This window comes from Bifidobacterium choerinum (assembly GCF_002761235.1).
Lineage (GTDB): Bacteria > Actinomycetota > Actinomycetes > Actinomycetales > Bifidobacteriaceae > Bifidobacterium > Bifidobacterium choerinum.
In genome coordinates, this window is sequence record NZ_CP018044.1 from 258134 (window position 1) to 272341 (window position 14208).

General features: G+C 64.5%; 12 protein-coding genes. 2 read left to right on the forward strand and 10 right to left on the reverse strand.

The features are described 5' to 3' along the window. Positions 1-753: 753 nt before the first annotated feature. The 5 genes from BcFMB_RS00975 to BcFMB_RS00995 form a co-directional block, all read right to left on the reverse strand. A complete protein-coding gene (locus BcFMB_RS00975; protein ID WP_099720777.1) occupies positions 754-2178 on the reverse strand; it encodes an App1 family protein in 1425 nt (474 codons plus the stop codon). A gap of 136 nt (positions 2179-2314) precedes the next feature. Then, a complete protein-coding gene (gene gcvH / locus BcFMB_RS00980) occupies positions 2315-2725 on the reverse strand; it encodes a glycine cleavage system protein GcvH (protein ID WP_099720778.1) in 411 nt (136 codons plus the stop codon). A gap of 197 nt (positions 2726-2922) precedes the next feature. Then, positions 2923-3990 carry an NAD(+) diphosphatase gene (gene nudC, locus BcFMB_RS00985; protein ID WP_099721670.1) on the reverse strand — a complete coding sequence of 356 codons (1068 nt, stop codon included), beginning with the start codon at positions 3988-3990 and terminating at the stop codon, positions 2923-2925. Between the two features lie 247 nt (positions 3991-4237). Further along, a complete protein-coding gene (locus tag BcFMB_RS00990; RefSeq protein WP_099720779.1) occupies positions 4238-5107 on the reverse strand; it encodes an alpha/beta fold hydrolase in 870 nt (289 codons plus the stop codon). Between the two features lie 56 nt (positions 5108-5163). Continuing rightward, on the reverse strand, positions 5164-5799 hold the full coding sequence (locus BcFMB_RS00995; RefSeq protein ID WP_033491333.1) for an NUDIX hydrolase family protein: 636 nt from the start codon (positions 5797-5799) through the stop codon (positions 5164-5166). A gap of 213 nt (positions 5800-6012) precedes the next feature. Between BcFMB_RS00995 and BcFMB_RS01000 the strand changes: the two genes are divergently transcribed. Together BcFMB_RS01000 and BcFMB_RS01005 are read left to right on the forward strand one after the other, a co-directional pair. Then, a complete protein-coding gene (locus BcFMB_RS01000) occupies positions 6013-6411 on the forward strand; it encodes a thioredoxin family protein (protein WP_024541139.1) in 399 nt (132 codons plus the stop codon). Positions 6412-6729: 318 nt separating this feature from the next. Then, the gene (locus BcFMB_RS01005; protein WP_024541140.1) at positions 6730-7788 is read left to right on the forward strand and encodes an aggregation-promoting factor C-terminal-like domain-containing protein; all 1059 of its coding nucleotides are present in this window, start codon (positions 6730-6732) and stop codon (positions 7786-7788) included. 101 nt (positions 7789-7889) lie between these two features. Here the strand turns inward: BcFMB_RS01005 and BcFMB_RS01010 are convergent, their stop codons facing one another. The 5 genes from BcFMB_RS01010 to rfbB form a co-directional block, all read right to left on the reverse strand. Then, the gene (locus tag BcFMB_RS01010) at positions 7890-8282 is read right to left on the reverse strand and encodes a hypothetical protein (RefSeq protein WP_232513825.1); all 393 of its coding nucleotides are present in this window, start codon (positions 8280-8282) and stop codon (positions 7890-7892) included. Positions 8283-8574: 292 nt separating this feature from the next. Next, positions 8575-10518: a DUF4012 domain-containing protein gene (locus BcFMB_RS01015; protein ID WP_099720781.1), complete on the reverse strand. Its 1944-nt coding sequence runs from the start codon at positions 10516-10518 to the stop codon at positions 8575-8577. A gap of 191 nt (positions 10519-10709) precedes the next feature. Continuing rightward, a complete protein-coding gene (gene rfbA, locus BcFMB_RS01020) occupies positions 10710-11600 on the reverse strand; it encodes a glucose-1-phosphate thymidylyltransferase RfbA (protein WP_024541143.1) in 891 nt (296 codons plus the stop codon). Positions 11601-11611: 11 nt separating this feature from the next. Beyond that, the gene (locus tag BcFMB_RS01025) at positions 11612-13060 is read right to left on the reverse strand and encodes a sugar nucleotide-binding protein (RefSeq protein WP_099720782.1); all 1449 of its coding nucleotides are present in this window, start codon (positions 13058-13060) and stop codon (positions 11612-11614) included. Between the two features lie 87 nt (positions 13061-13147). Further along, positions 13148-14167, reverse strand: a complete 1020-nt coding sequence (gene rfbB / locus BcFMB_RS01030) for a dTDP-glucose 4,6-dehydratase (protein WP_099720783.1) — start codon at positions 14165-14167, stop codon at positions 13148-13150. Positions 14168-14208: the final 41 nt, after the last annotated feature.

The window sequence follows — 14208 nt, forward strand, 5'->3', positions numbered from 1 at the left end:
AGTAACCATCGCTGCCCCGCGCATCATTCACCTATCCGTGCTGAGGGGGGGAACCATCCCAAATTCCAGAATCGGACATCCGCCTATGTTCCCCCCTATCCGTGCTGAGGGGGAGCAACATCCCGGTTTGGGGCGAGTATGCCGATCCGTTTCCGCCATTTTCCAACACCCCAAATCCCATATACTCGGCCCAAACCGGGATGTTGCTCTCCTCCAACGCAGATACGGACGCCGAAGCCCATCCCGGCCTCAATCACCTCCCGTACGCGTGCCGACGCGACATGAACACATCCGGGCCGGCGGCGATCGCCGCGTCACCTCCCGTACGCGTGCCGACGCGACCGGATTCAAGGACGTTTGAAACCTATTCCGACCTTGCTCACCTCCCATGCGTGCACCAACACGATACGATGCCCTCGACGACCACATCGTCGATGCCGTCATCTCCCGCGTATGCACCCACGCGGCCGGATTCAAGGAAGCTGAAGTCCGCCCCGGTCTCGGCTGCCCCGCATCGTCCCGGCCACCACGCAATGACGGGACGATGCGGCAACACGCCGTGAGGCCATATGCGAAACGCCGTGTGAGAATGCCACATAGCAAACACGAAAAGACGGTGCATCGTATGCCCAATGCCATAACGATGCACTGTCATCCGATCGACGCATGGCAGCCATACGCGCAACCGTCGGAATCGGCGTATTCCCGTTCCGCAGGAATCGCACCCATACCCGCCCTGGAAAGAGCCCCGCTTCAGACGAACTGCTCGAGATACGGCAGCATCGTCTTCATCATGTTCGCGCCGGTCGCGCCGGTGAACACCGGCACATCGGTGTCCGGCACCGGCTGCGTCGTCGCGAATCCGCTCATCGAGACGAGGCCGCCGCTCGCCTCGCGCGGCGACAGCTGGCGGATGCCGATCGCGATCACGCGCCCCGGATACCGTTTGACGATCTGCGCGTAGGTCGTCGGGTCCTTCTGCCCGTCGTCGCCGAGCAGGATGAACTTCATGTTCGGGAAGTCCTCCATCAGCTGTTCGGCGTACTCGAGCTTGTGCTGCACGCCCGAGGGCACGAAGGTCTTCGGCCTGGGGTCGAGGTCGCGCAGCAGCAGCGGGCCGTCCGGGAAGCCGTAGTCGGTGATGAAGCCGCGGATCTGGCTTTCGACGTTCCACGGCGACGTCGACAGATAGAAGAACGGCGCGTTGGGGAACATCGTGCGGATCTTGTTGTACATCACCGCCATGCCCGGCACCGACGCGCGCTTGTGCGGCGACAGCAGCAGCATGTTGTATGCGGCCTTCCACACCGTCGGCACCTGCGTGACCATGATCGTGTCGTCGACGTCGGAGATGACGCCGACCTTCGTGTCGCTCGGTATCGTGAACAGCTCAGCCTCGACCGGAGGCCTGCGCGGCACCATGCAGCTGATCGTGTGGACGCCCGGCTGCAGCCGGTGCTCGGCGAGCAGGTCGAGGTATCCGGACGAGTCGGAGACCGAGTAGTCCATCGTCTGGCTGCGCGCCGGATCCATCGGATCGTAGACCTCCATCGTGCCGACCTGCACCGTCTTGAGCGGCACGTCGTCGATGTCGATGCGCACGCGCTCGTGCGCCGCCGGCACCTCGAGCATCGCGTGGATGCCGCGCATCGGCGTGTGCGGCTTCGCATGCGTCGGCGCGTAGATCGTGCGGCAGACGAGGCGCGAGTACTCCTCGGTGCCGTATCCGACATACGATTTGACGCTCGGGAACCAGTTGAGCCTGCGCACGAGCGACGTCGAGACCTTGATCCACACGCCGAACACGGCGATGACGGCCTTGCGCATCAGCGCCTTGATCGGGTTCGTCACATGCAGCCGGCGGCGGCGCACAAAACGCCGGTGCGGCACACCGGTCGCGATCTCGCCGAGCGGCACGGCGACCGTCGGCATGTCGTCGCTCGCCGTCGCCGCCGACGTCGTGCGCAGTGCGACGGCGGCGGAGGCGGACTCGCCGTCCTCCTGCGCCGCGGCCGGCGCGAGCGCCGCGTCGTCCTCGACGGGTTCGGCGCCGGACCTGGCGGTGCCACGCACACGCCGCAGCCCGATGCGCCCTTCGCGCTCGACCTCGTTCAACGCGTGGTCGAGCAGCCGTTTCGTCGTCTTCAGCCGCCGTGCCGATGCATCCGGATCGCTCATGTCAGCTTCCTTCATTCCTCAGGTTATGCACGTACTTCGTATATGCACGTATATGCGCGCCGCGCCCCGTGCATGCCGCATGCATACGGCGCGGCATCCGCGAACGGAGCACGGCCGTGCCGCGCGCCTTGTTCCGCTACTTCCTGATGATGGCTGCGTATTCGTCCGCGTCCAACAGTTCGGGGAGGTCGTCGTCGAGCTCGACCTTGACGAGCCAGCCTTCGCCGTAGGGGTCGTCGTTGATGATCGCGGCGTCGTCCTCGGCTTCGTGGTTGACGTACTTCACGGTGCCGGCGACCGGGCTGATGACCGGTTCGACGGCCTTCGCCGATTCGACCTGCACGAGTTCGTCGCCGGCCTCGACGCGCGTGCCGACCTGCGGCAGGTCGACGAACACGATGTCGCCCATGCGTTCGGCCGCGTATTCGGTGATGCCGATGACGGCCGGTTCGACCGAGTCGTCCACCCACACATGGTCCTCGCTGTACTGCAGATGACGCGGGATGTCGAGCCTGTCCGCCTGTCCCGTCTGTTCCTCTTGTGCCATGATGTTCCTCGTTTCCTTGGGTTGCCGTTTTTTGGATTGTCCTATTGATGCCGTGCCGCCGTGCACGCCGGCGCAGTGTCGGCCGGATGCCGAGGCGGACGGATGCGTTGACGCCATTATGCCAGCTTCCGTGCACGCGATGGGCGGGGCCCGCCCGTCGGACGCCTACGCGCCGGCCATGTTCGGATCTGCCGGGTTCAGATCTGCCGGCCGTACCATTCCTCGATCATGACGCGCGCGATCGTCGCCTTGCCCGGAGCCTCGATCTGCCCGGTCACGAGCAGGTCGGTGTATTCGTCGCGCGTCACCCACCGTGCGTCGCCGACCTCCTCGCCGTCCACCTGTATGTCGGTGCTGAGCGCCTGCCCCTTGAAGCCCATCATCAGCGAGATCTTGTACGGCCACGGCTGCGAGCCCAGATACTTGACCTCGCCGACGCGGATGCCGGTCTCCTCGAACGTCTCGCGCCTGCAGGCGTGCTCGAGGTTCTCCCCCGCCTCGACGAATCCTGCGGACACCGAATACAGCAGCGGGTTCTTCCATGCCTTGTTGTGCTGGATGAGCAGCCGGTCCTGCGCATCGACGACCGTCATGATGACGGCCGGCTCGACGCGCGGGAACAGCAGCCGGAAGTCGTCCTCGGAGTTCGTGCAGCGCTGCGCCCATCCGCTCATCGCCTGCTCGACCGGGTATCCGCAGTGCGGGCAGTGCCGCTGGTAGGCGAACCAGTTCGACAGGGCGAGCATCGTCGTCGCCTGTCCGATCTCCCGTGCCGACGCGCGCGGCGCGAATCCGCGCAGATCGACCCAGTCGAAGCGCGCGACCGCCGACGCGAAGATGCCGTCGTGCGTGTCGTGGCCGCCGTTCGCATCGTCGAAGGCGTCGTCGACATGCCGTGCGGCGTCCTCGGGCGACTGATGCGCGACGTCGGTCAGGTCGAGCGCGACGACGTGCTGCGGCGCGGCGCCCGCGTAGGAGCCGAGATAGATCGCCTTGACCTCCGGATGGTGCGGCAGCGCGTCGGCGACGTACTGCCCGGGCAGCGTCGCGAGCCGCATATGCGCCGTCGACTGCCGTGTGAGTGCGCGCTGTCCGAAGGGCACGGCGAGTAGTCCGGCGCGTGTGAGCACGACGCTCGTGCCCGCCTCGCGCAGCACGTCGTCGATGAGATGCGGGTCGGTGCGCCGTTCCACGCCGTAATCGATATCGCCCTGGACGAGCGGCAGGTACGGCAGCGCCTGCGTCAATGCGAGCGATGAGAACATCGGCATCATCTCCTCGGGACCGTCTCCGGTCGTCGTCTGTTCCGTCAAGTCCGTCGGACCGTACAGCGTGCGGCCCTCCCTCCACTGTAGGACACGACGCCCGATGACGCCGCCACGCCGGCTACGCGTTGCGCGATACGATCGGCGCCGCCGGCCGAGATTCCGCCATCGGCCGCATGCCCGTACGACCGCGGCCGGCATCCGCGAATACCGATTTCAGCCTCCGCCTATGGCCGCCGATTCCCGACTACCGATCCTCGTCGACGCCGCGCGGCACGCGTGCGACGAGGTCGAGCAGCGCATCGGCGACGATCTGCGGCCGCTCCCATGCGCTGAAATGCCCGCAGTCCTCGATCTCGGTGAACATGGCGTCGGTGCCCGTCATCCGGCCCGCGATCGGTCGCATGACCTTCGGGCTGCTCGACGGGTCGTCGACGCCGCAGATGACGGCCGCCGGCACTTCGACCCGCGCGAACTGGTCGTTGAGGTCGGGCCGGCCCGCCGCCATCAGCTCGCGCCATGCGATGCCGGCCGGCTGCTGCTCGCGGATCCAGGTACCGAACTGGTCGATGTAGGCCTGCGAACGCTTGACGCTCGAATCCTCAGGGTGCACGTCGGTGAAGAACATGACCGGCTCGGTCGTGTGCCGTTCGACGCATTCATGTGCGATGCGTATACGGTTCGCGCGCGCCTGAGCACTGTCGGCGTCGCCCTTCGTGTCGAGCAGCGCGACGCCGGCGATCGCCTCGGGGTGCCGCCGCTGGATGTCGAGGACGACGTATCCGCCCATCGACAGCCCCGCCCAGATCGCCTGTCGGTAGCCGGCCGCGTGCAGCAGCTCGACGTAGGCGTCGGCGACCATGTCGAGCGCCTGCGGATACGCGCCGTCCTCGGCGATCCGGCCGCTGTCCTGCGGCTTCGGCGTCGGCGAGGCGCCGGCGCCCGGCATGTCGGGCGCCCAGATCGGGAACTGCGCGAGCTCCTGCGCGTCCGTCGTCTCCATCAGCGCCGTCGCGCAGCGATCCCACATCCTGTGGTCGACCGGGAATCCGTGCACGAGGACGAGCGGCATCCCCTCGCCGTCCCTGTAGATGTGGTTTTCGATCGTCAGCGTCATCCTTCGCCTCTCCTTATCCGTGTATTCGTCCGCAACCATTCGCCGTCCGCGGCCGCTCACAGCCCGGTCCATGCGAGCGCCTGGCGCACGATGTAGTCGTGGCCGTCGCTCATCTGCCCGAGGAATTCGTCGAACGCGGCCGACCGCGGATCGACCCATTCGACGTCGAGTGTCTCGTCCTGCGGCTTGCAGTCGCCGGCGATCGGCACGATGTAGCACAGCGCGATCGCATGCTGACGCTCGTCGTGGTACGGCGAGACGCCGGGCGTCGGGAAGAACTCTGCGACGGTGAACGGCGTCAGTCCCTGCGGCAGCATCGGCAATGCGATGTCGCCGAGGTCCTTCGCGACGTTGCGCGCGATCGCCTCGCGGATCGTCTCATGGTAGAGCACGCGGCCGGCGATGAGCGTGCGTTCGATGACGGCGCCGCCATCGGAGACGCGCAGCAGCGAGCCGATGCTCGTCACGCGGCCGAAGTCGTCGACGCGCACCGGCACAACCTCCACGTACGCGACCGGCATCTCGCGACGCACACGTCTCAGTTCGTTCTCGTCGATCCATCCGGGAGGCGTGACGCGGCCGGAGCCGCGCGACCTCGTGAAGTCCTCCGGGGTGATGTGGTCGAATTCGCCACGACGGCGCCCCGCATCGTAATCGCCGTCGTCCGGCACTTCGTCATTCAGAACTGGCATGTACCCATTATCGATGCGCATGGGCCGCGGGCGGAAGCGGCGTGTCGGCGCCGCGTCGCATGCGACCGGCGGTATCCCAAGGCCGCCGCGGGCGCCGCGATTCCCCCACTGGCTGATTCGGCATCGCTTCCGCGTGTTTATGGAATGCTTGAGAAGGCGATGCGGTTGTGCATGACAGACCCATCGAGAACGAACGTCATTAAGGAGACCACCATGGCAGTTCAGGAAATCACCACCGAGACCTTCCCGCAGGCAGTCAAGGACCATCAGCTCGCGTTCTTCGACTTCTTCGCCACCTGGTGCGGCCCGTGCCGCGCCTTCGGCCCGATCTTCGAGAAGGCGAGCGAGGCGAACCCGGACGTCTTCTTCGGCAAGATCGACATCGACAAGAACCAGGACCTCGCCGCGCAGGCGAACGTCCAGGCCGTGCCGACGCTGATGATCGTCAAGGACGGTCACATCATCTATCAGGAGCCAGGCGCGCTGCGCGCGCCGGATCTCGATGACATCATCGACCAGGCGAAGAAGCTCGACGTGCAGACCGCGCTCGAGGAGGCGCAGAAGAACGGCGAGGATCCGCATGAGATCCTCGAGGAGCACGAGGACAAGTAATCCGTCCCGGCGGCAGGCCCGTTCCGACCAATCGGTCGGAACGGGCCTTTTCGTCTCCTTCGTCTCTGGCCCCTCCCCTCGATTCGTGGCGCGCGCATGGCATGCCGGGTCGCCGCCGTCTGCGATCGACGTGTGGACATCGATGTCCGAACTGTGAAGATATAGACATTCCCGAGGCCGCGCGAAGGGCGTGCGATATACTGTTGTTCAGTGTGCATTCCGGCGGCGGCCATATGCGACCGCACGCACCGCGACGCCCCTGCAGGACCAGGGTCGCGAATACCGCCGAGGATTATCGGACGTACGTTGAGGAGCACAATGGCTACCCATCACAAAGCAGACCAGCCGACGCTTCGCTCGCTCACCAAGAGGCAGTGGATCCGCATCGCCTCCGTGTGCGCGGCCGTGGGTCTGGTCGTGGCTGGAGGTGCGGCCACACGAAGCATCTATTCCCATGCCGATGCCGCCCCCACCGCACAGCCGACCGCCTACTCGATCTCGGACGAGCACGCGGCCTCCCGTGGCAACGCACGTGACGCGCTCGACGGCGAGCCGACCTACGTGAACGTCACAATCAACGGCAAGACACGCACCGTGCTCGGCACGAACTTCACCGATGTGAAGTCGGTGCTCGACGCCGGCGACATCACCTTGGAGAGCGGCGACACCGTCGAGCCGTCGCTGAAGACGAAGGTCGATGAATCGACGACGATCACGATCAACCGAGCCGGCGCGAAGATGGAGACCGAGGAATCGAAGATTCCGTTCAACACCGTCAAGAAGGAGACGTCGTCGCTGCCGAAGGGCACCGAGAAGGTCGAGACGGAAGGCCAGGAGGGCATCCTCGAACGCACGAACCTCGTCGAACGCAGCGGCGACAGGATCATCTCGTCGAACACCTTCGCCTCATGGGTGAAGAAGGCCCCGGTCGAGAAGGTCGTCCTCGTCGGCACCGCGAACCCGCAGCCGGCCGCGCAGCCGGAGCCGACGCAGGACACATCGGACAAGGCCACGTCGGATTCGGGCAACGCGTCGAAGCCGGCGTCGAACAACAATATCGGCACGACCGCCCCGGTCGGCGAGATGCAGCAGTGGGCACATGACTATCTGCTCGCGAACGGCGGCACCGAGGCCGACTTCACGGCCACCGTCTTCATCATCTCCCATGAATCCGGCTGGTCGGTCACGGCCACGAACCCGTCCTCCGGCGCCTATGGCCTGGCGCAGGCGCTGCCGGGCAGCAAGATGGCCTCGCACGGCGCCGACTGGGCGACGAACTACCAGACACAGCTCAAGTGGTTCTGGGACTACTGCAAGGGCCGTTACGGCTCAATCCAAGGCGCATACGCGTTCTGGCAGGCGAACCACTGGTACTGATCCGAAGATGAGTCCCGAGTTCGGCGGTTCCGTCCTCCGAACAATATTGAGCCCCCATGGTGCACCATGGGGGCTCAATATTGTATGACGCGCTGAAACAATCAGGCGGCGTGCTTGGGAGCCGACGCGTTCCCGGACGCGTTGTAATCGACGCCCTTTTTGCGGCCGCGCTTCTTCATGACGCCCTGACGGCAATCACGTACGTCGAAGATGACCGTCTTGTCCTCCGGGAACGACGTGCCCTTGAGCTGCGCGAAGGCGACCTCGTCATCGGCGACCTCGGGGAAGTCGAAGAACCGCAGTACGGCGTTGAGCACGACCGGGCTGTTCAGCGTCACCGATGCGGTCTTATGGTTCGGCTTGACGAATTCGATGGCGTTGGCATCCGTCTCCGCGCATTCATGGATGGCGACCTGCTTGGTATGAGGATTCGTCAGAATCTGCACATAGCGGGGAGCTTCCAATTCCTGCACCGTGTTCTTGTTGAAACGCATGTACCGAGGCGTCACCGTGAGCACGGATTTGCCTGCGGTGCTGGCAGGATTGACGGGCTCAAAACCTTGTAAAACCGACATATTCAAACTTCCTTACGTCGAGATTTTGATTACTTGCTCTTAAACTATATAACATATATCGTACTTTTAAAAATCGAAGTGTCGCGCATTGCAGAGCGATCAGCCGCGATAACCACGGATGAATAAGCGAAGGGGCGGAACGAATATTCATTCCACCCCATATCGTCGCCCATTGCGACGCCGTCATCGCACCGTCAGCGCCGCGTCATCGTCACTGCACGCGGCACAGCTTCGTGTAGGTGACGTCCGGCTTCGACGATGTCGTCGGCGTCTCGTCGACGCCGAGCTTCGTCGTCGCGTCCGGCGACACCGTCACGTCGAAGGAGTAGGTGACGGTGCTTTCCGGCTGCACTTGCGTCATCGCCGTGTAGATGAGTCGGAAGTTGAGCGAATCGGCGACCGGATCCGCGCCGTTACCGGTGACCTCGAAGTTGCTCATCGTGCCTCCCGCCGGCGGCATGAACATGATCTTCTCGAAGCTCGTGCCGTGGCTGTCGGGGTATTCGGCCCTGACGCCGGTGATGTACGGCGGCAGCGTCTTCGATTCCTCATCGGTCATCGTGTTGCGGATCGTGTATTCCACATGGTACTTCGCCGGGCCCTCCTCACCGCAGTCGAGCTGCGTGATCTTCGTGGAGCGCTTGATGTACCAGCCGATCTTCGACGGGTTGTTCTCAGTGATGTAGATGCCGATCTCCGGTCGCGCCTCGTTGAGCGGCACCGTGGAGGTCATGCCCAGACTCCACAGGATCTGCTGCATCGTCGGGTCGAAGGAATATACGGACAGGTGGCGGTCATGCGCGAGCGTGTGCATCTCGGAGACGAGGCTCGCCATCTTGCCCATCTGCAAATCGCCCATCAGACGCTTGACGCAGGACTTTGCGACGGTGCCGAACATCGCGTCCGTATCCTCGGGCGCATACTCCTTATAGGCGGTGTTCAGCAGGAAGTCGGCGGTGTTCGTGCCGTCGAGCACGGTGCCGTCGGGCAATGTCACGTCGCCGAGCACTTTGACGAGGCCCTGCACCATCAGCGGATCGGCCAGGATGACGCCGTCGAGTTCGGTGTGCTTGCCCATCGCCGTCTGGTCCCAGATGTCCTTGAAGTATTCGGCGACGCGCACGTTATCCGGTGAATTCGCGATGTCTCGAAGATCGTAGTTCAGACGCATCGGCCCCTCCTCCTTGTACAGACGGTATTCGTCCTCGGAGAGGTTACGTGCCGTGATCTTGTATCCGGAGAATTTCGTGTTGCTCGTGAAGTCCCCGATCTCGATCTTGCCGTCGTCGATCGTGACGGTGCCGACCGCACCGATCAGGCCACCGCTGGCGCGCATCTCATCGGGCGTCATCGCCAGGATGGCATAGGTCTGCTTGCCGTCGTAGCCGAGCCATTCGGGCAGCTTCGGCGCGAATTCGTGAACGCCTTCCTGCAGGTATCCATTGGCCTTGTCAAGCATGCCACGGCTGCTGTTGAGCGTGTTCGCGACAATGCCGATGCCCGGTTCGGGGATCTTGTTGAGTTCCTCGGTATAGTGCTGCAGCGACTGCGCGGCCGTGTCGAGCTCCGGCAGCGCCTGCATGATCGGCTCGACGTTGATGCGTCCGTTCTTGTAGATCGACTTGACGTCGATCCGCTGCGCGACGTCGACGAATTTCGGCGCCGTGTCCTGCGCCATGTCGTCGACGACGTCGGTCATCATGCGCACGACGCGCATGCTGCCCTTGATGCCGGGGATCTTCTCGGTGAACGACCACAGGCCGCCGTCCGTGATGTCCCTTGCGGCGCGCGTCTGCCGCTGCACGTCGGCGACGACGCCGTCGAGGTCGTTGAGGCGGTTCTTCTTGACGGCGTCCTTGACGACGGCGATCGCCGCCTCCTCGTGATGCTTGACGAGCAGCGCCTGCGTGCCGACCGTGCCGACGAAGGCGACGATGACCGCGGCGACCGCGATGAGGATCCATCCCCACCAGCGCACGCGCCGGTACCATGCCGGCTTGTCCTGCCCGTCCTCGCCGATGCCGTCGCCAGCGTCCGTCGTAGCCGTCGTGTCCGCAGCAGCGTCGTCCGCCGTATCGACACCGTCGGCGTCCTGCGCCGTCACCTCGTCCGGTGTGGTTTCGATACCATGTTCGTCGTCGTCACGTGTGGGCATAACGATTCCTCTCGGTGATAATCCTCAACATCAAATCAACAAATGCATCGTGATGCCGTCCACGTCCACCGCTGTGTTCGCCGGATCGTCTGACGGACGGCATGGCATACCGGTGCGGCGCGCAAGGGGCGCTCACGCCGGTATGCCATTGTAGCCGCGCATGGCGAACTTGTCCGGGTCAGCGCATCGGCTCAGTCGTCATGGCCGAGCATGATCTTGTCGTCGGCCACGTCGAGCAGATGCTGCCCGTAGGGGCTCTTGCCGTACTTGTGGCCCGCCTCGATGAGCTGCTCCTTCGTGATCCAGCCGTTCTCGTAGGCGATCTCCTCGATGACCGAGATCGGCATGTTCTGCGCGCGCTGGATCGTGCGGACGAACTCGCCCGCTTCGAAGAGGCTGTCCATCGTGCCGGTGTCGAGCCACGCATAGCCACGGCCGAGCGTCTGCACATGCAGGCTGCCGTCGTCGAGGTACATGCGGTTGAGGTCGGTGATCTCCAGTTCGCCGCGCGGCGACGGCTTGACCTGCTTCGCGAAATCGACGACGCGGTCGTCATAGAAGTACAGACCGGTCACCGCATAGTTCGAGGTTGGATGCTCCGGCTTCTCGACGATGCTGACGGCCTTGTGGTCCTTGTCGAATTCGACGACGCCGTAGCGTTCCGGATCGTCCACATAGTAGCCGAAGACGGTCGCGCCGTGCTCGAGCGCGGCCGCGCGGCGCAGCTGGCGGCCCAGACCGTTGCCGTAGAAGATGTTGTCGCCGAGCACGAGCGCGCAAGCGTCGCCCCCGATGAACTCCTCGCCGAGCAGGAAGGCCTGGGCGAGCCCGTCGGGGCTCGGCTGCACCTTGTAGCGCAACGAGACGCCGTACTGGGAGCCGTCGCCGAGCAGCCGTTCGAAGTTCGGCAGGTCCTTCGGCGTCGAGATGATCAGGATGTCGCGGATGCCGGCGAGCATCAACGTGCTCAGCGGATAGAAGATCATCGGCTTGTCGTAGACCGGCAGCAGCTGCTTCGACGTGACCGTCGTCAGCGGGTACAGTCGCGTGCCGGATCCGCCGGCGAGGATGATGCCCTTCATGTCTGGTCCTTTCAGGCCTTCGCCGCGCGCACGTAGTCGTGCAGCGACGTACGCCAGTCGGTCGTCTCGTATCCGGCCGTCTCGATCTTCGCGAGGTCGAGCGCGCTGTTGGTCGGGCGCGGGCTGACCGGCGTCTTCGCGTTCGCGAAGTACTGTGCGGTGCTGATCGGCCGCACATGGTCGCCGTTGCCGTTCGTCTCGGCGAAGACCTCCTTGGCGATCTGCGCCCAGCTGACCGCATCGCCGGAGCCGGTCAGATTGTAGGTGCCGTAGGGCGCGTCCGTGTCGAGCAGGAAGAAGATCGCCTTCGCCATGTCGTCGGTGAAGGTGAGGCGGCCGAGCTGGTCGTCGACGACCGTCACCTCGTCCAATGCGTCGTCGCCGTCGGCGACGCGGTCGGACAATGCCATCATCGTCCTGACGAAGTTATGGCCGTCGCCGATCACCCAGCTCGAGCGCAGGATGTAGTGTTTGTCGGCCGTCGCCACGGCGATGTCGCCGGCAGCCTTCGACTGCCCGTAGACGCCGAGCGGCGCGAAGGGCTCGTCCTCGCGGTGCATCTCGGTCGTGCCGTCGAATACGTAGTCGGAGCTGACGTGGACGAGCGTCAGATGGTGGCGCTGCGCCATCTGCGCGAGCAGCGCCGGGCCTTCGGCGTTCGCCTTCCACGCGGCTGCACGGCCATCGGGCGTCTCGGCCTTGTCGACGGCCGTGTAGGCGCCGGCGTTGATGATCGTGCCGTACAGGCTCCAATCGATCTGTGCGTAGGCCGCCGGATCGGAGAAGTCGAACTCGTCGATGTCGGTGAATTCGAAGCCCTTGAGACCATGCGCCTCGACGTAGGCGCGGATCGCGCGGCCGAGCTGGCCGTTGGCGCCGGTCACCAATGTGCGCTTCGGCTCCATCGGCTTGGCGTCCCGAAGCATCGGATGGTGCAGGTCGGCCTCGCTGCGCTCCGACTCCTCGAGCGGGATCGGCCACTGGATATTCAGCTCCGGGTCGGCGAGGTTGACGAAGGTGTAGGTCTTCTTCATCTCGAGCGACCAGTGCGCGTTGACGAGATAGGTGTAGGCGGTGCCGTCCTCGAGCGCCTGGAAGCTGTTGCCGACGCCGCGGGGCACGAAGATCGCGCGCGAGGGGTCGAGGCGCGTCGTGAAGACCTGGCCGAAGGAATCGCCGGGACGCAGGTCGACCCATGCGCCGAAGATCTCGCCGGTGGCGAGCGAGATGAACTTGTCCCATGGTTCGGCGTGGATGCCGCGCGTCACGCCGCGCTTGGCGTTGAAGCTGATGTTGTTCTGCACCGGCTCGAAGTCCTCGGGCAGGCCGAGCGCCGTCATCTTCGCCTTCTGCCAGTTCTCCTTGAACCAGCCGCGGTTGTCGCCGTGCACCGGCAGATCGAGGACGAGCAGTCCGGGGATGTTCGTCGTCGTGACCTTGAGTTCCTTTTCGAATTCCATCGTGTTCCTTTTACGCTGTTGTTGACGGTTGCCGTATCGACGCGATGATGGGCCCCATCCACGCTGACGGAGCCCATCATCGGCGAATCACTGGCCCTGGGCCTTGTACTTCGCCTCGGTGGCGGCCTTGGCCGGCTCCCACCACTGCGGGTTGTCCACGTACCACTGCACGGTCTGGCGCAGTCCGGATTCGAAGTCGGTGTGCGTCGGGCGCCAGCCGAGCTCGGTCTGCAGCTTCGTCGAGTCAATCGCGTAGCGGCGGTCATGGCCCGGGCGGTCCTTGACCCAGTCGAAGGCGTCCTCCGGCTGGCCCATGACGCGCAGGATGTCCTTGAGCACCGTCAGGTTGTTGCGTTCGCCGTTCGCGCCGATCAGATAGGTCTCGCCGATGCGCCCGGTCGTCAGGATCGTCCACACGGCGCTCGAATGGTCCTCGGTGTGGATCCAGTCGCGCACGTTGAGGCCGTCGCCGTACAGCTTCGGGCGGATGCCCTCGATGATGTTCGTGATCTGACGCGGGATGAACTTCTCGACGTGCTGGTACGGCCCGTAGTTGTTCGAGCAGTTCGAGATCGTCGTGCGCAGGCCGTAGGTGCGGTGCCATGCGCGCACGAGCAGGTCCGAGCTCGCCTTCGTCGACGAATACGGGCTCGACGGATGGTACGGAGTCTCCTCGGTGAACTTCGCCGGATCGTCGAGCGCGAGGTCGCCGTACACCTCGTCGGTGCTCACGTGGTGGAAGCGCACGTCGTATTTGCGTGCCGCCTCGATGAGGCGGAACGTGCCTTCGACGTTCGTCTTGAGGAAGGGCTCCGGATTGGCGATCGAGTTGTCATTGTGCGATTCGGCTGCGTAATGTACGATCGCGTCGTGGCCCGGCACGAGTTCGTCGAGCAGCTGTGCGTCGCAGATGTTGCCGTGAACGAACTCCACCTGGTCGCCGAGCAGCGGCTTGATGTTCTCTAGATTGCCGGCGTAGGTCAGCGCGTCGAGCACCGTCACATGGGTCTCGGGATGGTTGTTCACCACGTAGTGCACGAAATTCGACCCGATGAAGCCGCAGCCTCCGGTCACGATGATGTTCTTCGGTTCAAACGCATCAGTCATATCGACCAGCTTAGCAAGCGGGCGCTATCGTGACGTCCGCC

Bases quoted from the DNA above. Each gene is read 5' to 3' on its own strand.
- BcFMB_RS00975 (WP_099720777.1), bottom strand. From the start codon at position 2,178: ATGAGCGATCCGGATGCATCGGCACGGCGGCTGAAGACGACGAAACGG.
- gcvH (WP_099720778.1), bottom strand. From the start codon at position 2,725: ATGGCACAAGAGGAACAGACGGGACAGGCGGACAGGCTCGACATCCCG.
- nudC (WP_099721670.1), bottom strand. From the start codon at position 3,990: ATGTTCTCATCGCTCGCATTGACGCAGGCGCTGCCGTACCTGCCGCTC.
- BcFMB_RS00990 (WP_099720779.1), bottom strand. From the start codon at position 5,107: ATGACGCTGACGATCGAAAACCACATCTACAGGGACGGCGAGGGGATG.
- BcFMB_RS00995 (WP_033491333.1), bottom strand. From the start codon at position 5,799: ATGCCAGTTCTGAATGACGAAGTGCCGGACGACGGCGATTACGATGCG.
- BcFMB_RS01000 (WP_024541139.1), top strand. From the start codon at position 6,013: ATGGCAGTTCAGGAAATCACCACCGAGACCTTCCCGCAGGCAGTCAAG.
- BcFMB_RS01005 (WP_024541140.1), top strand. From the start codon at position 6,730: ATGGCTACCCATCACAAAGCAGACCAGCCGACGCTTCGCTCGCTCACC.
- BcFMB_RS01010 (WP_232513825.1), bottom strand. From the start codon at position 8,282: ATGCGTTTCAACAAGAACACGGTGCAGGAATTGGAAGCTCCCCGCTAT.
- BcFMB_RS01015 (WP_099720781.1), bottom strand. From the start codon at position 10,518: ATGCCCACACGTGACGACGACGAACATGGTATCGAAACCACACCGGAC.
- rfbA (WP_024541143.1), bottom strand. From the start codon at position 11,600: ATGAAGGGCATCATCCTCGCCGGCGGATCCGGCACGCGACTGTACCCG.
- BcFMB_RS01025 (WP_099720782.1), bottom strand. From the start codon at position 13,060: ATGGAATTCGAAAAGGAACTCAAGGTCACGACGACGAACATCCCCGGA.
- rfbB (WP_099720783.1), bottom strand. From the start codon at position 14,167: ATGACTGATGCGTTTGAACCGAAGAACATCATCGTGACCGGAGGCTGC.